The following is a 21,741-nucleotide window of genomic DNA, read 5'->3' as shown; positions in this document are numbered from 1 at the left end:
TCAGGCCAGCTGATCGCTGTCTCTGGCGCGCCGCTGCTCATCATCGGCGCGCAACTCGGCCAACAGGGCCAGCAGGTAAGGCGAGTGCCCCTCGCCCCCCTGCAGCCGACGCAAGCACTCACCCTCCAGGCTCAGGTGATGAACCTTGGCCTGGCGCTCGAGCAACTGCAACAGTTGCGCGTCCACCTCGATCACCAGCCGGTGCATACCGCCACCTCGCTGCTTCGCCCTTCTGCCCCCAGTTAACCAAAGCCCCGCCGCACCTGGATCCCGTCTGACCGGCGGTAACGGCACGCCTGTGGCGGCACGAAGCCGCGCCAGCGTCTAGATTGATAACGAGTACCCATAACAACGACAACGCGATGGAACTGCCACTGCAACAATGGCCTTGAAGGCCTACTGCAACGCTCGGGGGGCACACTCGAGCCACAGCAGCCAGCGACACACGCAGTGTCGCGGCCGGGACCTGCCATCGACCCGGTCAGAGGTTTTGCTGCAGAAGGAGACGTTGAATGCCTTACCAATCGAACGAGCTGCTGTTCAACCATTTCAGGGACCACGGCATCGACCTGAGCAAGATCGACGAGCAACTGCAACTGGTTGCCCCGAACAGCCCCAACCTGCCGCTGTACCGCGACATGCTGCTGACCGTGCTGCGCATGGCCCATGACGATCGCAACCGCTGGAACGCCAAGATCACCCTGCAGGCCCTGCGCGAACTCGACCATTCGTTCCGTACCCTCGAGCGCTACAAGGGGCGGCGCAAAGTCACCGTGTTCGGCTCGGCGCGCACACCAATGGAACACCCCATGTACGCGCTGGCCCGGGAATTGGGTGCGACGCTGGCACGTTCCGACCTGATGGTCATCACAGGCGCCGGTGGCGGCATCATGGCCGCCGCCCATGAAGGCGCCGGTAGCGATCACAGCCTGGGGTTCAACATCACCTTGCCGTTCGAACAGCATGCCAATGCCACGGTCAACGGCACCGACAAACTGCTGCCGTTTCACTTCTTCTTCATCCGCAAGCTGTTCTTCGTCAAGGAAGCCGACGCGCTGGTGCTCTGCCCTGGTGGTTTCGGCACCCTGGACGAGGCACTGGAGGTGCTGACGCTGATCCAGACCGGCAAAAGCCCGCTGGTACCGGTGGTGCTGCTCGACTCGCCCGGTGGCAGCTTCTGGCAGGACGCCCTGGCCTTCATCAGCCGCCAACTCGAAGAGAACCGCTACATCCTGCCCAGCGACCTCAAGCTGGTACGCCTGGTACACAATGCCGACGAAGCGGTCGAGGAAATCAACCAGTTCTACAGCAACTACCACTCCAGCCGCTGGCTGAAGAGCCAGTTCGTGATCCGCATGCACCACCCCTTGAGCGAGGCAGCCTTGCATGATGTGGAGGAAGGCTTCGCCGACCTGCGCCTGAGCGGCAGGTACCACCAGCAACCGGACAGCGGCGCCGAGCACGAGGAAGGCAATTTCAGCCACCTGACGCGCCTGACCTTCGCCTTCAACGGCCGTGACCAGGGCCGCCTGCGCGAGCTGGTGGACTTTATCAACCTGCCGGAGAACTGGGCCAAACCCCAGCCGATGCACACCACCCAGCGCGCCCGGGAAGCGTTGCGGGTCAGCTGAACGCAAAAAGCCCTGTACGGCTGACACGCATGGGCGTCAGCCGTACAGGGCATCAATAATCGTCGAGATCGCGACCGCTGAGCAGCCGGCCGATCATGTCCATGGGGAAACCACGGTAGGCGAGAAAGCGCGTCTGCTGCGCCCGGCTGCGTGGGTCTTGCGGGCGTTGCCCGGCGAACTTGCGCTGCCAGACATCACGCAGTTGCGTCGCCCAGTCCACTTCGCTGTCGCGCAGGGCCTGGTCGATATCGCTACGGTTCAGACCACGCTGACCAAGCTCCTCGCGAATTCGCGCGGGGCCGTAGCCGGCACTGGACCGATAGCGGATGAAACTTTCCAGATAACGGGCTTCACTGAGCAGCCCTTCTTCGGCCAGCCGATCGAGCGCAGGCTCGATCAGCTCATCCGGAGCGCCGCGCTGACGCAGCTTGCGCGTCAGCTCGACGCGACCATGCTCGCGGCGTGCGAGCAGGTCCATGGCTGTCCGCCGAACGGCGACGGGGGTGTCGAGTACGACGGACATGAGGCCAATCAGTAACCGGCGTCGGCGTCAGCCAGGTCGTCGGCATCGGCTTCGGCGGCACCGGCCTTGGCGGCAGCTGCTGCAGCGGCGGCAGCACCAGCGGTCAGCAGTTTGTCGCGAATCTGCTTCTCGATCTCGCTACCAATGGCCGGGTTCTCTTGCAGGTACTTGGCGGCGTTGGCCTTGCCCTGACCGATCTTGTTGCCCTGGTAGCTGTACCAGGCACCGGACTTCTCAACCAGGCCCTGGGAAACACCCAGGTCGATGATCTCGCCGTTGCGGTAGATGCCCTTGCCGTAGAGGATCTGGAATTCAGCCTGGCGGAACGGCGGCGAGACCTTGTTCTTGACGATCTTGACGCGGGTTTCGCTACCGACCACCTCGTCGCCTTCCTTGACCGCGCCAGTACGGCGGATGTCCAGGCGCACCGAGGCGTAGAACTTCAGGGCGTTACCACCGGTGGTGGTTTCCGGGCTGCCGAACATCACGCCGATCTTCATGCGGATCTGGTTGATGAAGATGACCAGACAGTTGGCGTTCTTGATGTTACCGGTGATCTTGCGCAGCGCCTGGGACATCAGGCGGGCCTGCAGGCCGACGTGCATGTCGCCCATCTCGCCTTCGATCTCGGCCTTGGGCACCAGTGCAGCCACGGAGTCGACGATGATCACGTCGACGGCGTTGGAGCGCACCAGCATGTCGGTGATTTCCAGGGCCTGTTCGCCGGTGTCCGGCTGCGAGACCAGCAGGTCGTCGACGTTGACGCCCAGCTTGCCGGCATACTCTGGGTCAAGGGCGTGCTCGGCGTCGACGAAGGCGCAGGTGGCGCCGTTCTTCTGGGCTTCGGCGATGACCGACAGGGTCAGCGTGGTTTTACCCGAAGACTCCGGGCCGTAGATCTCGACGATACGGCCTTTCGGCAGGCCGCCAATGCCCAGGGCGATGTCCAGGCCCAGCGAACCGGTGGAGATGGCGGGGATGGCCTGGCGCTCGTGGTCGCCCATGCGCATGACCGCGCCCTTGCCGAATTGGCGTTCGATTTGACCCAGGGCCGCAGCCAAGGCGCGCTTCTTGTTGTCGTCCATTGAAATCCTCACGTGTTCGACGTGGCCCTGACGGCCGGAATAACTGTATAAGTAGCCAGTATTATTCCACAGCGATTCGTTTCCGCAAACCCCCGTCGGGCGAATTACTCCGCGCCAAGCTGTAACAAGCCGTCTAACGCGGCGATCACCGTCTGTCGGCGCACCGCTTCGCGGTCACCGTCGAAGTGCCGGCGCTCGCTGCTCACGTCGGTGCCATCGGCCCAGGCCAGCCACACCGTGCCCACTGGCTTGGCTGGCGAGCCGCCGTCGGGCCCGGCCACACCGCTGACCGCCACCGCGAAGCGCGCCCCGCTGGCGGCCTGGGCGCCCCGCACCATGGCCTCGACCACTTCCTGGCTGACCGCGCCCGCCTGGGCGAACAACGCCTCGGCGACGCCCAACTGGCGGGTCTTCTGGGCATTGGAGTAGGTCACGTAGCCGGCCTCGAACCAGGCCGAACTGCCGGGGATGCGGGTGATGGCCTCGGCGATGCCGCCGCCGGTGCAGGACTCGGCGGTGGTCACCTGGGCATTGAAGCGCCGCAGGTGTTCGCCCAGGCGGGTGGAGAGAACAGTGATCGGGTCCATGTGGCAAGCTCCTGGCAAGACTGCGCCCTACCCTACCACTCCCGCCCCTTCTGGCAAGCGCTCAGGGGGCAAGGGCACGGATATAGGCCTGGCACGCCCGCAAGGCGATCAGTCCACGGTCGCCGTCGTCGGTGATGGCGATAATTCGTCGAGCATGCGCCGGGTCAAGTCGGGCGCGTACGGGGCCATGATCCACGCTGCCGGCGCCGGCGGCGGCAGGCACTGGGGCACAGGCGGTGTCGCGCTCGACCAGGACCGACAGGCGCAGATCGGCAGTAGCAAGGCGGTCACGCAGGCGAGCCTGAGTCTGTTGGGCATCGGTCAGCTCCTGGAAATGCTTCGTTTCACTGTCGTGCAGGCGTTGTTCGAGGCCCTGGCGCTGATCACGTTCGGCGAGCAGCAGGCCGTGCAGCGCCTCGGCCTGGTCGAGGCGCTGTTGCACCAGCGCCTGTTCCTGCTCGGCCAGCTGACGCCCGAAGCGCCAGCCCTGGAGTTGCCAGGCCAGCGCCGCGGACAACGCCATCAGCCCGAGGCATAGCGCCAACTGCAGGCGGCTCAGCACAACACCTCCCGCGCCCGCGCCCACAGTTCGAGGCGCTCCGACAAGCCGTTCAACCCACCGTTGATATGCCGGGTGATGCGGTTGAACTCGCCCTGGTCGGCCAGGGCGTTGAGCCCACGCGAGTGCCAGAACCAGGCCGCCGATTCGCAGGCCCAGCGCGGTTGCTCGAGCATCTGCGGTTGCGCCAGCAGGCGCTCGTCGCCAAACAGCGCACGGCTGCAGGCCTGGTAGTTGTTGCGCCCGGTCACCTGGATCAGGCCGCGGCCACAGTAGCGCTGGCCGTCGCCGTCGGCTTCGGGCGTGTTGCCCAGGCGCAAGGCCAGGGTGCCGGTGTCGTAGCGGGCCAGGTACTTGTCGTTGCCCAGCTCCTTCACATAGCGCAATTGGCCGGACTCATGGCCGACCTGGGCGAGGAACGCGGCAATGCGCTTGGGGTGGTCGATCTCCCAGTTGGCCATGGCCGTGTTCAGCGCCGGCAGAAACGCGGCGACGCGTTGGCCGGCGAGCGGGTAGATCTGCTTGAGTTGCTGTTCAGTGAGCGGCATCGGTGCATTCTCCATTGCGGTCTGATCGATAGGCGGCCGGTGCCGCCTGTGGCTCGCTCATGGGCGATGGCTCGAAGCGCGTGGCTTTCACAGGGTTCAAGGTGTGGCAACCGCCACACCTGATCTGGAGCTCGGAAACAGGGTGATGCGAACCGGCAAGCCGCGACTATAGGGAGCGCCGCCGCCGACAGGCATCGGGAAGCCCTCACCGCCCTGTCTCAGGCTTTGAGCGAACCCGCCCGCCGGGGCGCGGAACCCTTGGCCCTGGCCTTGCCCTGGCGGCCGCCGTTGCACTGCACGGTGGTGCGCCAGCCGCTGCTGGTGAACACCTGCTCGACCGACTCGATCAGGTAGTGCCCATCGAGCCCGGCGAGGAAGCCCTGGACATCGATGGCGCGCTCAGCGAACAGGTCGGTACGCCCAGGCATATCGAAGCGTACGCTGGCGGTGTCGCGGTTGAAGCTGGCCAGACGGGCACGCGCGGCCTGCTCCGCCGCCGCACGGTTGGGGTACAGATGACGGTCGGTGTAGACCGGCTGCAGGCCGTCCGGAGCATCGCCATTGACCAGTTCCACCGCCTGCAGGCGCCCGCTGGCGCTGTCCTGGTGGCGGGTCCTGACGGCCTTGTGGGTGCTCTTGTCGGCCAGGCGGAACTGCCACTGGCTGACCTGATTGCGTGTAATGCCCACCACGTCCAGAGGCTTGCCACTGGCGCTATGCCCGCCCTGACGCGGCAGCACCAGCAGTTGCCCATTGGCGAGCTTGGCGGTGCAATCGTGCTGGCGCGCCAGGCGGGTGACGAAGTTGAAGTCCGACTCGCTGTACTGATCGACCCGCGGCACCTGCACGGTGACCGGGCACACCGCCTGCCAGCCATTGCGGGCACCGATCTCGGCGACGATGCGCTGCAGCGCCGTGTTCTCCCAGCTGCCGCTGCGGACGGTCTTGCCACTGCCGCGCAGGTCGCTGGCCTTGCCGCGGATCACCAGGGTATCCGGTGGGCCCGACAGCTCGACCTCATCGACGGTGTAGCGGCCAAGTCGGCTCAAAGGCTGGCCGGCATAGCCCAGGTGCACCTCCAGCAGCGCGCCCCTGGCCGGCAGCGCGACGTTGCCGTCACGGGCATCGATGCGCAGTTCGAACTCGTCCGACTCCAGGCCAGGTTTATCGGTGGTGCGCAGCAGCAGCAGACGGTCGTTGATCAGGTTGGTGATGTCGTTGCCGTCGGCGGTGATACGGAATTGGGGTTGCACGATTGAGGCTCCGATGTCAGTCCCACAGTTGCAAGGTTTCGCTCGTCGTCATCGGCAGTTCCGGCAACAGGATCCTCACCCCGGCGCGAAACGCCTGCGCCTCGTCCGCCAGCCCCTGGTTGGCATCCAGCACGGCCTCGACCGTGCCGGCCAGGTGACCGTAGTAGTGGTGGCAGAGGGTATCGAGCAGGTCACCCTCAGACGTTGTGCAGGTCTTGGCCATAGCTCACGAACTCCAGTGAAAACCCTTGTTTGCGTGGAATGCCGCCGGCCAGCAGGACGCTCTGCTCCTCTTCGATGCTGGTCAGGCACCAGGTGCCGAGCACCTCGCCGTAGCCGGTGGTCAGCGACAGCGGCAGCAACTGGCGGCCGATGCTGCGCAGCGTCTGCAACTGGCCGAGGCCGCCCTTGAAGCCGGGGAAGATCGCGCCACGGATGTTGATGCTCTCTTCGCCCAGACTGACCGCCTGCTGGGCGCTTTCGCGGCTCAGGCGCTCCTGGCCGGCCCAGCGAAAACGCGTCTGCCGGCGCAGCTGGTCGAAGGCGGCGGTGTCGAGGTTGAAGTAATACGGCGCCGCGCCCGCCTTGAGCGGTTGCAACACCAGCAAGTGCGGGAACGGCTTGACCGCTTCGGCAGCCGGTGTCGTCTCGGGCGCGAAGCCCAGCGTCGACAGCACGCCGTTCACGGTCGAACGCACCTCCCCCACCACACGGCGAATCGCTGCCCCGGCCTTGGCGGCGTGGGTGGCGAAACCGTCGATGCGGTCGCGCACCTGGCGCACCACCGCCACCGTCTGGCCGTACTTGGCCACCACTTTGGCAACCCGCGCCTGGGCATTGGTGATCGCGCGCATGGTGCGCTGGAGCTTGGCGCCGATGATTGGGCCGACCACCGGCAAACCTTCCAGCTCACCCACCGCGCCTTGTATGTGGCTGATCGCGTCGTTCATCGGATCGAGCATGGCGTCGGCACGCCGACGCCCTGCCTCTCCCGCCTTGACCAGGGCGTGCAGCGTGGCTTGCAGCTGCTCCAGATAGGTCATGGATCCTCCTTAAAGTGCGATATGTGGGGTGTCGGCCAACTGCACCGAACGGGCCTGACGCATGAGCTCCTCGAGCTGGCGACGGGCGATGGCCTCCAGCTGTTGCAACACCGAAGGGTCATCGAGGCTGTTGCTGAACGTGACTGGCATGTTGGCGTTGAAGGTGAACTGCTGGTTGATCGGCGCGGGTGGGGCCACTGGCGTTGCCGTCGCTACCGATGGCGCGGGTAGCGGCGGCTGTGCTGCGGTGCTATCCATTGCCCGTGCCGCCTCACCCAGGCCCGGCTTGGCGGCGGGCTCTTCCTTGCCCGAACCCAGCGCCTTGCCCAGCCAGCCTCCGATGCTTTCACCTCCCATGCTGCCCAGCACGCCACCGATCAGGCCACCGATCGCGGTGCCGATCACCGGCACCACCGACCCGATGGCGGCACCTGCCGCAGCACCGGCCAGGCCGCCTCCCAGGCCTCCGACGGCGGTGCCGTAACCTTCGAGTTTCTGCTCGGGGGTGGCATCGCTGTTGTAGGTCTCGGCAAGTTGCATCCCTGTGTCGAGCAGGTTGGCACCTAGAATGCGCCTGAACACTCGCCTTGCCACCGAGGCGCCGGCATTGCCGGCCACCGCCCTACCCACCTGGCCCGTGAACGCAGTACCAGCGAGCCCGATAGCGTTGGCTGCCGATGCAGTGGCTGGCGGGCTGTCCGGGACAGCCTCCTGCCCCTCGAAGAAGGCCGCCTCGTCCTCGGCTTCGTCGACCTCTTCTTCCTCCTCCTCTTCCTCCGGCTCCTCGGCATCGTCACCCGCTTTCGGCATGCGAGCGGCAGTCGCGGAAATCTTGGCCTTGTCGGCAGGAGCGTCGTTGGCGGCGGGCTTGTCGGAGAACAATCCATGGAGCGTCTTGCCAGCCAAGCCGCCAAGACCTTCACCGATCATTTCGCCAATCTCACCGCCGTACTTCTGGATCCGCTTGCTCTTGGTCACACCTCCGAGCAGTTCCGCTCCAAGGCTCCCCAGTACACTGCCGAAAGCGGCGCCTACCGCCTCGGCCTGGTCCTCGCTCTTGTCCTTGAGCACGGCCAGTCCAAGCTTGGTAGCGCCCTTGGCGGCGGCCTTGCCACCGTTCTCCCTGAGACCGCTGGTGATCTCGCTGCGTCGCTCGGGAGATTGCCCTTGGTAGGTCCGCGCGCCCCAGGCGGCAAACGCGGTACCGCCCAGTGCGCCTGCCGCGATCAATCCGCCCTTCATGATCTCCCGAGCGCCATTGGCGGGGCCTTCGGGGGGGCGTTCTTGCGTTGCTGCAGCGCTCTCGGGTGCGGCGTTTTGGGCCGCTCCTGGCGGCGTGGCGGTCCCCTCGGGCGCATCGACAGAACGTTGAGCTGAAGCGTCAGCCGCAGCCTTGTCCTTGCCTGGGGCATCGTTGGCGGCGGGCGTATCGGAGAACCAGCCGAAGACCTTCTTGCCAAAAAATCCGCCGACACCTTCGCCGATCATCTCGCCGATCTCACCACCGTACTTCTGGATCTGCTTGTTCTTGGTCAGGCCGCCCAGGAGCTCCGCTCCCAGGTTGCCGAGTACGCCTCCAAGCGCAGCACCTGCAGCCTCGGCCTTGTCCTCGCCCTTGTCCTTGAGCATGACCAAGCCAAGCTTGGTGAGGCCTTTAGCGGCAGCCTTGCCACCGTTTTCCTTCAGGCCCTTGGTAATCTCGCTTTGTCTTTCGGGCGTTCGGCTTTGATAATACGAACGTGCTCCCCAGGCAGTACCAGCGGCTACAGCGACAGTACCGACACCGACCGCTCCAGCCTTGAGCACCGCCAAACCCGCATTCGCCGACTCCAGAGGCACACGCCCCTGCTCCGCGCTGCGCGCCTCGGACGGATCACCCCGGCTCGGCCGTGGCGGGGGGCTCGCCCCCTCCAGCAAAGCCTCCTTGCGCTGCTCCAACGTGGGGACTGGTGATTCCTTGGCGGCGGCCGCGCTCGAGGCCACCACCATCGCACGCAGTTCCAGCGGCCTGCGCCCAAGTGACAGGTAAAGCCTGCGCAAACGCTCGACCTCGTTCCCCTCACGGCGCAATCGGTCGATCTGCGCCTCATGTGCCAATACCAGGTCATTGTCCAGCTGCCTTTCGGCCTGCCTAACCTTGTCTAGCTCGAGCCCCAGGCGGATGACCTCGCCGATCAACCGCCCGAGCCGGGTACCGTCTGCTTGCCTGCGCAGGCGCTCGACCTGGCCACGCAAGCTGTCGACGGACCTGCCCAATGCCTGGTCGCTGGTGACGCCGAGGGTGAACACCTGTGTGTTCGCCATGGGTTCCTCCTTGTCATTCCGCCAGCCACCAGACCATGTCGCTGTATGACATGGTCATGATTTCGCTGGCGGAAAAGTTCAGCTCCTTGGCCAGCCGCCTGGCGGCGGCCTTTTGCCGGGCAGGGTCAAAGCTCGTCGTCCTGCACCAGGCGAAAATAGCCGGTCTGCAGGCGGCTGTAGTCCTTCAGGGCCAGGCCTTCGAGGTCCTTGACGCCGACTTCAGCGAGCGAGGCGAACAGATTCAGTTCGCGCTGCTCGTCGTCGCCCACGCCACCGGCCTGGGCATTGCGGATGTCACGCACGGTCGGTGCGCGCAGCGACAGGCTGTCGACCTGCACGCCGTTCGCCTCGCTGGGGCGCGACAGGCGCACGATCACGCGCTCGGCGTTGACGGTCAGCCATTGCGGCAGTTTTTTCGCTTGAGCCATCGAGCGTTCTCCTTAAAGACCCAGGGCGGCGCGCTGGGCGGCCAGTTGGTCGACGCCGTCGATCACCCGCTTCATGCCCAGTGCGTCGATTTCGTAGACCAGGCGGCCATCGACTTCGAGCTTGTAGTAGGTCACGGCGACGCTGTGCTTGATCTCGGCCTTGTCGCCGGACTTCCAGTCGCCCATGTCGATCTCTTTCAGCGAACCGCGCAGGGTGACGATGACCGGGTTGATCTTGCCCTTGAGGCCCTTGAAGGCGCCGCGGAAGGTGCCGTTGAAGGCGGTGCCGTCGGCCAGGCCGAAGAACTTCAGCGACTCGCGGCGCACGCCGGTGGTGGTGAAGGCGGCTTCCTGCTTCTCCATGCCCTGGTCCATCTCGACCGGCATGTCCATGCCGCCGGGGCGGTGCTCTTCCATCTTCAGGGTGAGCTTGGGCAGGGTCAGGCTGGGCACGTCGCCCTGGAAGCTGACGCCATCGACGAACAGGTTCAGGTTGGCCAGTGTTTCGGGAATCATTGCCATGTAGGTGCGCTCCTTAAGCGGCGGAATCGAGGACTTCGGTCAGCCACTGGTTGGTGACTTCGACGCGGAAATTGGGGTTTTCGGCAGGCGGCACATCGGTGAAGCGGATGTTCCAGTACACCTTGCCCTGCTCCAGCTGGCTGGCAGTGTTCAGCTCCGGGTCGGCGAAGACCTCGAAGTTGATGATCGCGCCCTGGTTCTTCAGGTCGCGCATGAAGGCCTGCAGGCCCTCGGTGACATCCTTGACGTAGGTGGCAGTGATGGAGCGATCGACGGCCCACTTGTGGCCGTAGAGGATCGCGTCCATGACGATGTCCATGGTCCGCACGCGGGTGACGAAGGCCCATTTCGGGTCGCTCGACAGGGTGCGGTTGCCCCACAGGCGGAAGCCATCGTCGCGGATGATGGTGGCGATGTTGGCGTTGTTCAGCAGGTTGGCGCGGCAGGTGTCATCGCCATCGAGGAACTCCACGGCGCGGGTGGTGCCGGTGATGCCAACGAACTCTTTGTTCGAAGGCGAGGCCCAGAAGCCGTACTCGCGGTCGGTGTAGGCGAACAGGCCGGCGACCCAGGCCGAACCCGGCGCGTCGACGGTGGCCTCCTCGGCGTTGTCCCAGTAGCGCACGCCCGGGTCGACCAGGAAGGCGCGCTTGGCGCCGAAGTTCTTGGCGTAGGCGATGGCCGCTTCGTCGGTGGTGTTGGGGCCGTCGATGATGGCGATGGCGCGCAGCTTGTCGGCCAGGGCCACCAGGGCGGTGCCGACGGCCTGGGTGGCGCTGTGCTTGGGGGTGACCAGCAAGCGCGGCTGGGCGTTGAAACGGCTCTTGCCGTCGAGCAGCGCCTGCAGGCCGGTGCGCTTGCCATCAGCCAGCACGTTGCCGATGATCGCCGAGGTCTGCCCGGCGGCGTCTTCGAGCTTGGCCACGCCGCAGGCGACAATGACTGCCTTGGCGCGGCTGTAGATGGCGCGGCAGGCCTTGGTGATCGCCGCGTCCTGGCCGAACGCCGCGACCGCTTCGCGCTCGCTGGTGATCAGTACCAAGTCATTGGCCTTGGCGGTGACGCCCGGACCTTCGGTGAAGGTGTCGACCAGGCCGATGATCGAGGACGATGGCAGCGCGATGCTGCGGGCGCCGGTGTCGACGTTAGTTACGGTGACGCCGTGGAAAAAACCACTCATAAGTACTCCTGATATGAAAAGCCCCGCTTGGCGGGGCTGAAATAGAGTGCAGCAGATAAGAAAACGCCCTGATTGACAGGGCGTTATAGAAGACCACCAGATAGCCAAGACGGGGCGGGAGGACGATGCTCGATCAGTGGGAACTGACCAGACTCGGGCCAAGAACGGAGGGTTCTGCGATAAGCCTGCAGCTCGGTGTACTGGGCAGAGGTCACCGTGGTTTCAGTGCCACTCTCCAGCTCATCGCGGTGGCGTGACACCAAACCGTCAGTCGCAGCAAGTTGCGCGTCACGCCATTCTCGCTCGGCGGATGCCAAAGACCCTGAGTTCACTCGAGGGGCCGAGATCAACGGTAAACCATTGCTATCAGGAACCAGCACGTTCCCTTCGGCTGCAGCTGATATCAGAGCCAGATACTCCTCTTCACTGATTTCCATCACATCAGCCGGCATAGTCGTGCCATTGATGTCATGAACGTAAAGCCCGCCAGTTACTGCTGAATAAAAAAACATCATTCCTCCTATCTTCCGATAGCGAACCAATAAACTGTTTGATACCCACCGACACCTACCGGCACGGCGCTTTCAACTCGGATCGTGGAAGTATTCAGATATCCAGCACCACACCGACCTGCAGCGCCCCCCAGGCCATACGTATAGGAGCAAACAACCGCGATCCCTTGATTTGGAAAAGTAACCGGAAGCGTTACATCCAAAGTCCCGACTGCCGGTACCAAGGCAACGCCCCACTGCTGAATCAATCCATTGGGATTTTTAGCCCATCCGTTAGCTGAAAGCTGAGAGCTATAGTCAGCTGTATTTGAAAGGCCGCCAGAGATCACCGCATAGGTATGATCAGCATTGCAGATCAGCATCAAGGGGGGCTCGTTGGAACGAATCGTCACAGTGTCATAGGACCTGGAACCTATCGCGATATAGCCTCCAGCCACAGCGGGTTTATGAACAGTGATAGTGCCATTCCCCGAACCTACGGAGAGACAGAACACAGACCCCCTTGGGATACCCGAGGATGGAAGTACTACGCTGCCACTCCATGTCTGGGCACCTCCGCCATCCATGTACACCATTCGCCCTACCTCGGCCATGGTCAACGTGGAACCTGATGGGAAACCGACGGAGCTGGAAGGGAACGTAAAGCCCATTTCTTTAACGAACTGGGTGGTCGCCAACTGGGTCGAGATGTTGCCACGCGCAGGTGTCGGAGCAGTTGGATTTCCGGTGAACACCGGATTATCGGAGGGTGCCAGGATTCGCCATGCAGACCACTTGGACTCATTGGACATGGATCGAATGGCGCGCAATACAGGATCGTCCGCCAGACCTGACTGCCCTGAAGTCAGTGTTTGCGTCAGATAGTTCTTATCGTTGTACCCATCCACGACCAGAGAGTAACGTCGTGATCCGCTTATCCAGCCAGCCGGAAGATTCAGCACGCCCGCCATAGGTGTCAGGAAATTACCAGGCACGGTGTATTTATTTAGGTCCACCTCTGCACTGGCAATGGCCATACCCAGGCCATAGGCACCAGACGTCACCATCCGCCCGGACACTCGGTCCAGCGGCGAATCCATTTTTGGCGTGTTGAGGCCGTCCCACAGTTGTCCCCAGGCACTCCATTTACCGTTGAGCAGGCGCGACCGCTTAAAGGTAAGACCACCCGGTGTTTCGCCCACTCCACTGGTAACCGTTTCCCAGAGTTGCAATGCCGACTTCTCTGCATCGCGCTCCAAGTGAAACAGCATGCCGCCCACCAGTGACTCTCCCGCGTACACAGGAAAAGCCCCAGTGGTGACAGTAGTCGATAGGTAGAGTCCTGTTTCGGTAATCTCGTCGATACTCCCTGCCCAGATGGAGGCGACATTAGTCGCCAGACCATACCGGGCAAGCACATTGCGTACAAACGCAGTAGTAGCGATAGAGGTATCGCTATCCGTTGTGGCCGGGGTCGGAGCTCGAGGGTCACCGCTAAACGAAGGACTTGCCAGCGGAGCCTTGAGCGCGAGCGCAGTATCCACTTGACCTTTGGTGTACACATCGGTCAATCCGTACCCGGCTACCGTGGTCGGGTTGGTCGCGGCAATCACTCGTCCGTACTTGTCTACCGTGACACTACGGTAGGTTCCTGCCGACACTCCGCTACGGCCGAAAGCCATTTCATAACCCTGGGCACTGACACCCAGGTTGATCGGTCCATCGCTGACCAACTGCCAAGCACTGTCACCGTTGACCGTGCCCTTCTCGACCAGCACCAACAGGCCAGGCGTAACCTTGGCATCGCTGTCGGCATCGCTGCTGCGCGTCCATGCGCCTGCAGCCACCAGGTAGAGACCATTGTCCTTGGCCGCCGTCTGATCCTTGACCAGTACCCGGGTCCCCGCCTGCAATGCAACTCCATCGACGGTCTGCAGTCCGCTCAGGGTAATGGCAGCTGTGGTCGCGACCTGCACCGAGTGCTTGAAGTCCTGCCGAGCCAGCTCCTCGGTGACCCATTCACGGGTGGCCAGGACCACCGCCGGATCGATCTTCAACTGCACGTTACTGGCGCTGCTGACGATCAAGTTCATGCGCACCACCTGGGTGCGTCCCGAGCCCTGGCTCAACAGCGGCTTGTAGGTCGGCGCGCAGTTGGCCACGGCAACCATGTCGCCATCGGCGTCGTACAGCGCGATCTCGCGGATCCACTTGCCGCCGACATCCGCCGGGATGACCTGCTCGGCGACAATGATCGCGCTGTTCTTGTCGTCCACCTTCAGCTGGTTCAGCGGCGCCCGGCGCCATTCGTTGATCAGACTGGTCTGGGTGGCGTTGGGGGTGGGGTCGGCGCCGTTGGCGTCGCCCACGCCCATCTGGGTGATTTTCCACGGGATGCCCAAGGCATCCGCGTTGGCCTGTTTCGCCGCGCCCACGTTGGTGAGGATGGCGTAGAACTGGGAATTCTGGTCAACCATGTGCAATGTCCAAGGTATCGATTGTGTGTTCCCGGCCGCCGCGACCAATGGCGCCACTGACGATCAGGTCAGGAGGTGCCGGCGGGTAGACGTCGAGTTCATCGCCGTCCTGCAGCGCGCAGCCGAAATAGAGACCGCCACGGCTTTCGAGACTGATCGCAAGGCCGGTCATGTGGCGGCTGACCGGCCGGGCGTCGTCGATCAGCGACGACAGTTCGTTGTAGGTTTCCTCGCTGATGCCGGTGTCGGTCACCCCGACCTTCAGGGCAAAGGTCCCCGGCACCCCGGCAGGCTGGGTCTGCCACCACTCCTGCACCTCGATCAGGTAGCCGAACGGCTCGACCACCCGCCTGAGGGCGCCGAGGGTGCCCTTGTGGGCGTGGACGAAGAACGCCGAGCGGATCACCGAGCGCTTGATCGCCTCGCTCCAGCTGTCGTCCCAGCGGTCCACCGACCAGGCCCAGGCCAGTTGGTAAAGCAGGTGCGCCGGGCAGGTGTCGGGGTTGTAGAGGGTGCGCAACGTGACCTTGAGGTCTTCGTCGGCGGCCACCTCGATGGCCCGTTCCAGTGGCGTGCGGTTGAGCGGCAGAAGACTCTGCATGTCAGCCACCCCGTCGCAGTTCGATGTCCGTGCACCAGGCGGCCTGGGCCTTGCTCGGGCGGATATCGCTCCAACCGACCAGCTCGACACGGCTCACGCCGTCGATGTGCAGTTGCGCGTCGATCCCCGAACGGGCGACTTCGACGCCCAGGCGTCGGCGCGGGTTGACCCAAGCCTGCAGACGGCGCCGGCATTCGCTGAGGATCGCCTCGAACTCCGGGCCGTTGTCGGCCATGTGCAACACCGCCTCGACGCGGTACGGCAACACCTCGGCGCTGCGCACATTGACCCGGTCGGCGACCGGGCGGATATCGTCGTCGTTGAGGTAGGCGTTTACCTGCGCCAGCAGCTCGGGGCTGGCCACGCCGTCGTTGTCCAGGCTCAGCACAGTGACGTCCACCACCGCCGGCGACGGGCTTTCGGCGGTCGCGTCGGCGACCCGCCCCGAAGCGTTGCGGGCATGGAGGATGTAGCTGTTGCGCGGGCCGGCGGTGGTCAGGCCTTCGTAGACCAGCTGCACGCGTTCGCGCAGGGCGTCGTCGGATTCGAGCACGGCCTCGGTCGCTGGGATCGTGCTCGGGTCGGCGGCCTGGATCACCAGGCGCTGCAAGCTGACGTTGGCCGCGAGTTGATCGAGGTCGCTGCCTTGGGCGTAGGCCAGCAGCAGCGCCTTGGCCGCGTCATTGATGCGCGCCCGGTTGAGCAGCTTGCGGTAGGCGCCCACTTCGAGCAGTTTGGTCACCGGGTCGCTTTCCAGGTTGGCGGTCCAGCCTTCACCCATCTGGGTGCGGAAGCTGGTCAGGTCCTCCTGGTAGAGCGCCTCGAAATCAAGGTCTTCGAGCAGTTGTGGCGCGGGCAGTTTCGACAGGTCGACCTGGCTCATACGGTCACCTCCACCATGGCGTCATCGCCCAGGTAACGGCCGCTCAGGGCCAGGCTGACCTGGCCGTCGAGCACGGCCACCACTTTGACCCGCTCCAGTTGCAGGCGCGGCTCCCAGCGCCCCAGGGCGCGGGCCACCTCGGCCTGCACCGCGCTCTTCCAGCCTTCGTTGACCGGCAGGTCCACGTAGCGGCGCAGTTGGCTGCCGTAGTCCGGGCGCATGCGCCGGCTGCCCAGCGGGGTGGTGAGGATGTCTTCGATGGATTGACGCAGGTGGCCCACGCCCGACAGGGGCTGGCCGGTGCGGCGGTCCATGCCGATCATGGGGCACCTCCTGGAATTGAGGCTCCAGGTAGCCTGTTCGGATAGCGCATGGTTATCACCTCGCAGGCAGGAATGAGTTGCCCGGCACTGCCGGGCAACCGGCCTCAGGACACGAAGTCGTAGGTCAGGGCGATGGCCGCCGTGGCGTTGTTGGCAACGGTCCACAGGCCGTAGCCCGCCGGGATGAACAGTGGATAAGGCAGGGTGTACTGCGAATCGATGCCGCCATTGATCCCGCCCATGATCGCGTGGACGCTCATGTCGCCGATGTAGGCCGGCGCCTTCGGGCCGGTGTACAGGTTGAGGATGCCGCCGCCGGTGCACAGGGTGGCGGTGCGCAGGTACACGCCATCCTTGTTGTCCGCGGCGCTGAAGACCTGGCTGACAGCGGTTGGGTGGGCGTTGAAGAAATGCTTGCCGACTTTTACTGCTTCCATGTTGCTTTACCTTTTGAGTCGAATGATCAGATGCGCACCATTGCGCAAGACATGTCGCTCACAGGCGATCGCGTTTCGCTGGAGGCGCCCTGCGCGATGACGCAGGCGCACGTTCAGGCACTGCTCGGTGGCAGAAATCAGTTGGTGATCAGCAGATCCAGACTGGTGGCGTCACAGGCATTGCTGGTCTTCTTGTCGATGACCAGATAGAGCATCGAGGTGGCGCTCACTTCGATATCGTTGGCCTTGATGACCGCACTGCCACCATTGGCCAGGTCGCCCGACTGCACCACGCGGTCACCCAGGTTGAGTGACCAGGCGACACCATCGCCGCAGGCGCTGTGCAGATCGTTGACCCGGCCCAGCACGTTGATCCGGCCACTGATCGGGCTGGCCCAGCGCACGATGCTCTGGCTGTCGCCGCCGGGATGGGTGGCAACATCGCCCTGCTTGAAGACGAAGCTGCCACCCGAGCCGCTGAAGGTGAAGCTCTTCTTGATGACACTCACATACGCGTTGTTGGCGTCATCGCGCCAGCAAGTGACGTTGGCGCCACTGCAGTTATCGGCAACGAACGTCGGTAGCAGCGTGTAGTTGGCCGGTACGTTGACCCCAGTCCTGTTCTGCAAGAACGTCCAGGGGGAATCGGCTGCGGCACTCTGGGTCGCGATATACATGTCCCGGGCCAGGTTCCACGACTGGGCAGTTGCCGCCCAGGCACCTGGGGCCATGACGCTGCACAGCAGGGTGAGCGCGACTAGCGTGGGTTTGAACTTCTTCATTGTCTGATCAGATCCTTGTTCAGTGCTTGTGATTGGCGGTGTTACCGGCCGTGTCGATGATCCGACCGCCGCCGTTGATGTCGCCGCTGACCGTCAGCGGGCCGTTGATGGCGACCGTCCCGCTCAGGGTGATCGACGCGGCGTCGAGGGTGATGGCGTTGTCGCTGACCACCAGGGTGCTGGCGCCGACCTTGACTGTTGCCTGGCCGCTGGGCAGCTGGATGTCATAGCGTCTGGCCTGCCAGTCGTAGGCCAGCGAGCCGCCGTCGTCGAAGCGCCAGACCTCGACATGGTCGCGGTTGTCCGGCGCCGTCCCGGCATTGCCGTACAACCCCGGGACGAAGGTGCCCAGGGCCGGTTCGCCGCTGGGGCTGATCAGCACACCCTGCTCGTCCAGGCTCGGTACCCGCCAGTGGCGGGCCTTGCCGGCAGCCTGGGCATGCCAGCGCACCCAGGCGCTGGTCCAGCCGCCGCCGTCGGACACCCGCACCCGGGCCGCGGCCAGGTCCACCGCGACCACCCGACAGGGGATCACCAGGCTGGCCAGCATGCGATCGTGCATGGCACTGGCGTAGCTCATGCCAGGTCCTCCGGTGACAGGTACTTGCCCTCGTTGCCTGGCCCGGTGTCCGGGGCGAAGCCCAGCATCAGGCTGCCCGGCGGCTGGTCGGGCCAGGGCCAATGGACATTCCCCAGCAGGACCGGTTGTTCCCATTGCACCCGCCAGGTGGTGCCCTCGGCTTCGGCGAGGATGTCCCGTGCGCCCTCGACGTAATCGAGCCCCCAGGACTGCTGGCGCAGCACATCGATCAGCTGCGCCGCCAGCACGCCGGCCTGCGTCCGTGCCTGCGCGGGGGTGCCCTGGGCGGTGACGCGTGCCTCGAAGGTCGCCATCAGCAATGAGCGACCGTCACGCAGCGCCTCGTCGCCACGCATACGCAATACGCCATGCACCAGGGCCGGCAGGGCCGGTTCGGTAACGTCGTCGCCCTCCGTGGCGACCGTGGCGAAGGCCGGCAACGCCGCCCGCAGGGTGGTGGTGACGGCCGCGTACAACTGGGCCAGTTCGCTCATGCTTGTGCTCCTTGAACGCTCGGTTCGACGAAGGCCCGGCACCCGGCTCAGAAGTGCCAGGTCCAGATGTCGATCGGCTTCTGGTCAGGGTTGATCTTGCGGATATGGCGATAGGTCGGCTGGAAGCCGAAGCGCGCCCACACCGGTTTCTCGTCGAGGATGGCGATGCTGCCGTTGGCCTGCAGGCGCAGCACCGCGCTGGCATGGCCGCCGGTGTGCGCATGCCACAGCACCGCGTTGCCGGCGCCGTACACCACCAGGTTGCCGTCGCCCTGGAACACTGCGCGCACGGCGCCCTTGCCTTGGGTACCGGCGTTCCAGGTGGCCGCGCCGTTCGGGCCATAGGCCACGAGATTGCCGTCGCCCTGGAACACCAGCTTGCTGGCGCCCGCGCCATACACCACGCCCTGTACCAGCTCGGTACCGGGCGCCAGCAGCAGCGAGTCCACCGCACCGGGCACCAGCGGGATGGCCGGCGTGCCGTTCCACAGCGCCAGGGAGTCGACCAGCACGATGTTGCCGTCGTCCTGCAGCACCAGGTGCGTGCGGTTCCACTGGTCGTTGCTGGTGAAGGTGCTGTTGTTGGTCAGCCACACCCGGCGCCGCGAGTAGTCATCGAGGAAGGCGCCGTACTGCACGTAGAAGGCCAGCGGGGCTTTCTTGTTGCGCAGGGGGATGCTCGAACTGAAGGGTTGCTGTTCATTGGCGACCCAGACGGTGGCGCCGTTGTCCTGGATCACCAGGTTGCCATCGCCCTGCAGCAGTAGCTTGAAGCGCTGGTTGGGCGACAGCAGGTACTGGCCCGCCGATAGGGTCTGGTAAGCGGGCAGCACCGAAGTGCCGACGCCGTTGAAAGGAATGCGGGTACGACCTGCCATGGTGTTTCTCCTACTGAATCGATTGAAGGGGAGCCGGGCTCTGCGGCCCGTCCTGATCGCTCGTCGGCACGTTGTCGAGGCCCGTGGCCTTCATGTGGTTCAAGGTCGCGCAACGCGAACACTTGATCTGGACCAGCGCCGACCCGCCGATGCGGGCCAGCAAGCGGTTGCATTTACCGCAGCGAAAATCGTTGAACATCCGCCTCTCTTCCTTGTTGCCATGTTCATTCTTCGTCCTGGCGCACAGCCGCGGGCTGTTCGCCCAATCCCAGCCGTCGAGCGGCCCAGCGCTCATAAAGGCCGATGGCCACGTCGGCGCCGGCCATGGCGGTGAGGCAGCCGAAGGCGCTGGCACTCCAGATCGACATGCCGCTGGCGTACAGCAGCATGACCGTCGACACCCCGCAGGCCATGCAGGCCCCGGAGCGCAGCGCCAGCCGCCTGAGCAGCCCCCAGCCGCGGGCACCGGCCTTGTCGGCGCGCCACATCTCGCCGGAAAGCCCGCCCAGCAATGCCAGGAGGATCACCAGCCAGAGCGGCATCTCCAGCAACGTCTGTTGCTCGTTCGTCACGTTCCTGTCTCCTGTGTGTTACCCGCCGGCGACAGGCCGGCGGATCGTGATTGGCTTGACTCGGCATTCCAAAAAGCCCGCCTTGCAGGCTTTTCAGTAATGCGCGGTGTAACCGCCGGCCACGACTGGTGACGCCGTGCGGTTGCGCTTCAAATTGGTGACTCCGACCGCGGCCGTCTGCCCGTCGGATAACTGATCGTGGTGCTTTACGCTGCACACCCGGGCCAGTTGCCAACCCTCTGAACAGTCGAGGCCTGTTCATCGCTGCCTGTATCTCAACCGGTTTGCGTCCGGCTTGGGATACATTTTATGCATTCATGCATATGCAGTCAATGCACAAATTCAAATTTTTATGCATCAGTTTTTGCTCCTATGCATGGAGGCCTGATCTGACGTGGGTGTAGGGGTTTTCTGAGGGCGAAAAAAAACCCGCCAAGGCGGGTTTTTATCGAGGGCCGGGGATCAACGGGCGTACATGCCCCACCAGAAGACGTGGCCGAGGAGGCTGATCTGCTCTTCCTGCATCTGCTGGAAGCTGTAGTCCTCGTCAGGGTGTTCGTCGCGGTTGAAGCTGCGCAGGCGAATGCCGGTAGGCAGGCGGTACACCTGTTTCACCCGCAGCTGGCCATTGTGGTTGATGGCGTAAAGGTCACCGTCGATGATGTCGCCGATGGTGCTTTTACCGGTATTGACCCCGACCGTGGCGCCATCGCGCAGTACCGGCAGCATGCTGTTGCCACGCACCGTCACGCACTTGGCGTTGTCGAACTGCACGCCATTGTGGCGCAGGCTGCGTTTGCCGAAGCGCAAGCGAGCATTCTCGCTTTCCTCGATGACGAATCTTCCTGATCCTGCTGCCAACTCGACCTCACGAAGAAAAGGAACGGAAACTTCGTCGTCCTCGACGGGGGTTTCATCGTCCCACAGGCTGATATCGCTCAGGGCCGCATGGCCCTGGGCGAGCGGGGCCGCGTCACGGGACTCGCCCAGTTCGACGCGGCCGCGCAACTGGTCGGTGCTCACGCCGAAGTATTCGGCGATCTTCGAAACGTGCTTGTCCGAAGGATCGACGATCTTCTCGCTGAGAATCCGCGACAGGGTGGATTGAGGCACGCCCGTGCGTCTATGCAGCTCTGTCGGGGACAGGCCGTGGCGGGCGAGCAGTTCTCTGAGTACGGAGGCTACGTTGCGTTTTTGCATAATGCGCATAATGCAACCGCGAAAGCGCAAATGCAATGGCCCTGCAACAGGAAAAGAAAGATTGCCCCGCCCCAGGGCCATCGCTATCGTCGCGGTTTCCTAATCAAGGATCGAAACAAGGCATGGACCTTTCGCCTCGACGCCGCTGGCCGACGCAACTGCTGACCTGGTTGATCGTGGTGGTCATGATCGCGTTGAACATCCAGGAATGGCCTTCCTTTGAACGGCCACGACGCGTGTTCACCCGGGGCTTCGTGATGTTCTGCGTGCTGGTCGTGATCATGGAGCTGATGTTCCTGAACCAGTTCTTCGGCCGCCCGCGCTGACCCCCGCCACAGGCAGCCTGCGCAAATCTGCCCC

At 64.2% G+C, this 21,741-nt stretch carries 27 protein-coding genes and 1 pseudogene; 2 read left to right on the top strand and 26 right to left on the bottom strand.

What is annotated here, in order from left to right:
• Positions 1-207, bottom strand: coding sequence for a hypothetical protein (locus tag ABZO33_RS11395; RefSeq protein ID WP_414536104.1), 207 nt, complete (start codon positions 205-207; stop codon positions 1-3).
• 305 nt (positions 208-512) lie between these two features.
• Here ABZO33_RS11395 and ABZO33_RS11390 point away from each other — a divergent pair, with 305 nt between their 5' ends.
• A complete protein-coding gene (locus ABZO33_RS11390) occupies positions 513-1,631 on the top strand; it encodes an LOG family protein (RefSeq protein ID WP_414536103.1) in 1,119 nt (372 codons plus the stop codon).
• Positions 1,632-1,683: 52 nt separating this feature from the next.
• On the opposite strand, the gene recX is transcribed toward ABZO33_RS11390, so the two are convergent.
• From recX to ABZO33_RS11265, 25 genes and pseudogenes are all read right to left on the bottom strand, one after another.
• Complete coding sequence (gene recX / locus ABZO33_RS11385) at positions 1,684-2,154, bottom strand: recombination regulator RecX (RefSeq protein ID WP_414536102.1); 471 nt, start codon at positions 2,152-2,154, stop codon at positions 1,684-1,686.
• An 8-nt stretch (positions 2,155-2,162) separates the two neighbouring features.
• Positions 2,163-3,239: a recombinase RecA gene (gene recA, locus ABZO33_RS11380; protein WP_028690616.1), complete on the bottom strand. Its 1,077-nt coding sequence runs from the start codon at positions 3,237-3,239 to the stop codon at positions 2,163-2,165.
• A gap of 104 nt (positions 3,240-3,343) precedes the next feature.
• Positions 3,344-3,826, bottom strand: a complete 483-nt coding sequence (locus tag ABZO33_RS11375; RefSeq protein WP_414536101.1) for a CinA family protein — start codon at positions 3,824-3,826, stop codon at positions 3,344-3,346.
• Between the two features lie 61 nt (positions 3,827-3,887).
• On the bottom strand, positions 3,888-4,349 hold the full coding sequence (locus ABZO33_RS11370; RefSeq protein ID WP_414536343.1) for a lysis system i-spanin subunit Rz: 462 nt from the start codon (positions 4,347-4,349) through the stop codon (positions 3,888-3,890).
• Between the two features lie 32 nt (positions 4,350-4,381).
• Positions 4,382-4,933, bottom strand: a complete 552-nt coding sequence (locus tag ABZO33_RS11365) for a glycoside hydrolase family 19 protein (RefSeq protein WP_414536100.1) — start codon at positions 4,931-4,933, stop codon at positions 4,382-4,384.
• A gap of 218 nt (positions 4,934-5,151) precedes the next feature.
• Positions 5,152-6,186 (bottom strand): phage late control D family protein, encoded by a 1,035-nt coding sequence (locus tag ABZO33_RS11360; RefSeq protein ID WP_414536099.1) that lies wholly within the window; start codon positions 6,184-6,186, stop codon positions 5,152-5,154.
• 16 nt (positions 6,187-6,202) lie between these two features.
• Positions 6,203-6,409, bottom strand: a complete 207-nt coding sequence (locus ABZO33_RS11355; protein WP_414536098.1) for a tail protein X — start codon at positions 6,407-6,409, stop codon at positions 6,203-6,205.
• Positions 6,384-7,229 (bottom strand): phage tail protein, encoded by an 846-nt coding sequence (locus ABZO33_RS11350; RefSeq protein WP_414536097.1) that lies wholly within the window; start codon positions 7,227-7,229, stop codon positions 6,384-6,386. Before ABZO33_RS11350 ends, ABZO33_RS11355 begins: the two co-directional genes overlap by 26 nt.
• A gap of 9 nt (positions 7,230-7,238) precedes the next feature.
• Positions 7,239-9,533 (bottom strand): hypothetical protein, encoded by a 2,295-nt coding sequence (locus ABZO33_RS11345; RefSeq protein WP_414536096.1) that lies wholly within the window; start codon positions 9,531-9,533, stop codon positions 7,239-7,241.
• Positions 9,534-9,658: 125 nt separating this feature from the next.
• Positions 9,659-9,961, bottom strand: a complete 303-nt coding sequence (locus ABZO33_RS11340) for a phage tail assembly protein (RefSeq protein WP_414536095.1) — start codon at positions 9,959-9,961, stop codon at positions 9,659-9,661.
• A gap of 12 nt (positions 9,962-9,973) precedes the next feature.
• Positions 9,974-10,483: a phage major tail tube protein gene (locus ABZO33_RS11335; RefSeq protein WP_023628885.1), complete on the bottom strand. Its 510-nt coding sequence runs from the start codon at positions 10,481-10,483 to the stop codon at positions 9,974-9,976.
• Between the two features lie 13 nt (positions 10,484-10,496).
• The gene (locus ABZO33_RS11330; RefSeq protein WP_414536094.1) at positions 10,497-11,663 is read right to left on the bottom strand and encodes a phage tail sheath subtilisin-like domain-containing protein; all 1,167 of its coding nucleotides are present in this window, start codon (positions 11,661-11,663) and stop codon (positions 10,497-10,499) included.
• A gap of 83 nt (positions 11,664-11,746) precedes the next feature.
• Positions 11,747-12,178, bottom strand: coding sequence for a phage tail protein (locus tag ABZO33_RS11325; protein ID WP_414536093.1), 432 nt, complete (start codon positions 12,176-12,178; stop codon positions 11,747-11,749).
• Between the two features lie 1,385 nt (positions 12,179-13,563).
• Positions 13,564-14,631, bottom strand: a pseudogene (locus ABZO33_RS11320) (phage tail protein); the annotation flags it as partial.
• Complete coding sequence (locus ABZO33_RS11315; RefSeq protein ID WP_028690639.1) at positions 14,624-15,232, bottom strand: phage tail protein I; 609 nt, start codon at positions 15,230-15,232, stop codon at positions 14,624-14,626. The gene ABZO33_RS11315 and the pseudogene ABZO33_RS11320, both read right to left, overlap by 8 nt.
• A 1-nt stretch (position 15,233) precedes the next feature.
• A complete protein-coding gene (locus tag ABZO33_RS11310) occupies positions 15,234-16,115 on the bottom strand; it encodes a baseplate J/gp47 family protein (RefSeq protein WP_414536092.1) in 882 nt (293 codons plus the stop codon).
• A complete protein-coding gene (locus ABZO33_RS11305; protein WP_414536091.1) occupies positions 16,112-16,438 on the bottom strand; it encodes a GPW/gp25 family protein in 327 nt (108 codons plus the stop codon). The genes ABZO33_RS11310 and ABZO33_RS11305 overlap by 4 nt, the downstream gene beginning before the upstream one ends.
• Positions 16,439-16,542: 104 nt before the next feature.
• A complete protein-coding gene (locus ABZO33_RS11300) occupies positions 16,543-16,875 on the bottom strand; it encodes a hypothetical protein (protein ID WP_110738424.1) in 333 nt (110 codons plus the stop codon).
• A 137-nt stretch (positions 16,876-17,012) separates the two neighbouring features.
• Entirely contained in the window at positions 17,013-17,657 is a 645-nt protein-coding gene (locus ABZO33_RS11295) for a hypothetical protein (protein WP_414536090.1), read from the bottom strand.
• A 19-nt stretch (positions 17,658-17,676) separates the two neighbouring features.
• Positions 17,677-18,237, bottom strand: coding sequence for a phage baseplate assembly protein V (locus ABZO33_RS11290; RefSeq protein ID WP_414536089.1), 561 nt, complete (start codon positions 18,235-18,237; stop codon positions 17,677-17,679).
• Positions 18,234-18,731 carry a hypothetical protein gene (locus ABZO33_RS11285; RefSeq protein WP_414536088.1) on the bottom strand — a complete coding sequence of 166 codons (498 nt, stop codon included), beginning with the start codon at positions 18,729-18,731 and terminating at the stop codon, positions 18,234-18,236. Before ABZO33_RS11285 ends, ABZO33_RS11290 begins: the two co-directional genes overlap by 4 nt.
• 47 nt (positions 18,732-18,778) lie before the next feature.
• Positions 18,779-19,609 carry a putidacin L1 family lectin-like bacteriocin gene (locus tag ABZO33_RS11280; RefSeq protein ID WP_414536087.1) on the bottom strand — a complete coding sequence of 277 codons (831 nt, stop codon included), beginning with the start codon at positions 19,607-19,609 and terminating at the stop codon, positions 18,779-18,781.
• 10 nt (positions 19,610-19,619) lie between these two features.
• Complete coding sequence (locus tag ABZO33_RS11275; protein ID WP_414536086.1) at positions 19,620-19,808, bottom strand: Com family DNA-binding transcriptional regulator; 189 nt, start codon at positions 19,806-19,808, stop codon at positions 19,620-19,622.
• A gap of 25 nt (positions 19,809-19,833) precedes the next feature.
• A complete protein-coding gene (locus ABZO33_RS11270; RefSeq protein WP_198744646.1) occupies positions 19,834-20,181 on the bottom strand; it encodes a phage holin family protein in 348 nt (115 codons plus the stop codon).
• Positions 20,182-20,643: 462 nt separating this feature from the next.
• Entirely contained in the window at positions 20,644-21,390 is a 747-nt protein-coding gene (locus ABZO33_RS11265) for a helix-turn-helix transcriptional regulator (RefSeq protein WP_082337656.1), read from the bottom strand.
• A gap of 113 nt (positions 21,391-21,503) precedes the next feature.
• Here ABZO33_RS11265 and ABZO33_RS11260 point away from each other — a divergent pair, with 113 nt between their 5' ends.
• Positions 21,504-21,707, top strand: coding sequence for a hypothetical protein (locus tag ABZO33_RS11260; RefSeq protein ID WP_414536085.1), 204 nt, complete (start codon positions 21,504-21,506; stop codon positions 21,705-21,707).
• The last annotated feature ends 34 nt before the right edge of the window (positions 21,708-21,741 follow it).

This window comes from Pseudomonas sp. CAM1A, from assembly GCF_047501685.1.
Classification (GTDB): domain Bacteria; phylum Pseudomonadota; class Gammaproteobacteria; order Pseudomonadales; family Pseudomonadaceae; genus Aquipseudomonas.
This window is presented reverse-complemented; position numbering and strand designations above follow the sequence as displayed.

Excerpts from the sequence above, each read along its gene's own strand:
- ABZO33_RS11340 (WP_414536095.1), bottom strand. The coding sequence starts at position 9,961 with ATGGCTCAAGCGAAAAAACTGCCGCAATGGCTGACCGTCAACGCCGAG.
- ABZO33_RS11275 (WP_414536086.1), bottom strand. The coding sequence starts at position 19,808 with ATGTTCAACGATTTTCGCTGCGGTAAATGCAACCGCTTGCTGGCCCGC.
- ABZO33_RS11285 (WP_414536088.1), bottom strand. The coding sequence starts at position 18,731 with ATGAGCGAACTGGCCCAGTTGTACGCGGCCGTCACCACCACCCTGCGG.
- ABZO33_RS11330 (WP_414536094.1), bottom strand. The coding sequence starts at position 11,663 with ATGAGTGGTTTTTTCCACGGCGTCACCGTAACTAACGTCGACACCGGC.
- ABZO33_RS11395 (WP_414536104.1), bottom strand. The coding sequence starts at position 207 with ATGCACCGGCTGGTGATCGAGGTGGACGCGCAACTGTTGCAGTTGCTC.
- ABZO33_RS11355 (WP_414536098.1), bottom strand. The coding sequence starts at position 6,409 with ATGGCCAAGACCTGCACAACGTCTGAGGGTGACCTGCTCGATACCCTC.
- recX (WP_414536102.1), bottom strand. The coding sequence starts at position 2,154 with ATGTCCGTCGTACTCGACACCCCCGTCGCCGTTCGGCGGACAGCCATG.
- ABZO33_RS11295 (WP_414536090.1), bottom strand. The coding sequence starts at position 17,657 with ATGAAGAAGTTCAAACCCACGCTAGTCGCGCTCACCCTGCTGTGCAGC.
- ABZO33_RS11350 (WP_414536097.1), bottom strand. The coding sequence starts at position 7,229 with ATGACCTATCTGGAGCAGCTGCAAGCCACGCTGCACGCCCTGGTCAAG.
- ABZO33_RS11300 (WP_110738424.1), bottom strand. The coding sequence starts at position 16,875 with ATGGAAGCAGTAAAAGTCGGCAAGCATTTCTTCAACGCCCACCCAACC.
- ABZO33_RS11260 (WP_414536085.1), top strand. The coding sequence starts at position 21,504 with ATGGACCTTTCGCCTCGACGCCGCTGGCCGACGCAACTGCTGACCTGG.
- ABZO33_RS11370 (WP_414536343.1), bottom strand. The coding sequence starts at position 4,349 with ATGGCGTTGTCCGCGGCGCTGGCCTGGCAACTCCAGGGCTGGCGCTTC.
- ABZO33_RS11265 (WP_082337656.1), bottom strand. The coding sequence starts at position 21,390 with ATGCGCATTATGCAAAAACGCAACGTAGCCTCCGTACTCAGAGAACTG.
- ABZO33_RS11375 (WP_414536101.1), bottom strand. The coding sequence starts at position 3,826 with ATGGACCCGATCACTGTTCTCTCCACCCGCCTGGGCGAACACCTGCGG.
- ABZO33_RS11325 (WP_414536093.1), bottom strand. The coding sequence starts at position 12,178 with ATGATGTTTTTTTATTCAGCAGTAACTGGCGGGCTTTACGTTCATGAC.
- ABZO33_RS11290 (WP_414536089.1), bottom strand. The coding sequence starts at position 18,237 with ATGAGCTACGCCAGTGCCATGCACGATCGCATGCTGGCCAGCCTGGTG.
- ABZO33_RS11305 (WP_414536091.1), bottom strand. The coding sequence starts at position 16,438 with ATGATCGGCATGGACCGCCGCACCGGCCAGCCCCTGTCGGGCGTGGGC.
- recA (WP_028690616.1), bottom strand. The coding sequence starts at position 3,239 with ATGGACGACAACAAGAAGCGCGCCTTGGCTGCGGCCCTGGGTCAAATC.
- ABZO33_RS11365 (WP_414536100.1), bottom strand. The coding sequence starts at position 4,933 with ATGCCGCTCACTGAACAGCAACTCAAGCAGATCTACCCGCTCGCCGGC.
- ABZO33_RS11345 (WP_414536096.1), bottom strand. The coding sequence starts at position 9,533 with ATGGCGAACACACAGGTGTTCACCCTCGGCGTCACCAGCGACCAGGCA.
- ABZO33_RS11335 (WP_023628885.1), bottom strand. The coding sequence starts at position 10,483 with ATGGCAATGATTCCCGAAACACTGGCCAACCTGAACCTGTTCGTCGAT.
- ABZO33_RS11310 (WP_414536092.1), bottom strand. The coding sequence starts at position 16,115 with ATGAGCCAGGTCGACCTGTCGAAACTGCCCGCGCCACAACTGCTCGAA.
- ABZO33_RS11280 (WP_414536087.1), bottom strand. The coding sequence starts at position 19,609 with ATGGCAGGTCGTACCCGCATTCCTTTCAACGGCGTCGGCACTTCGGTG.
- ABZO33_RS11315 (WP_028690639.1), bottom strand. The coding sequence starts at position 15,232 with ATGCAGAGTCTTCTGCCGCTCAACCGCACGCCACTGGAACGGGCCATC.
- ABZO33_RS11390 (WP_414536103.1), top strand. The coding sequence starts at position 513 with ATGCCTTACCAATCGAACGAGCTGCTGTTCAACCATTTCAGGGACCAC.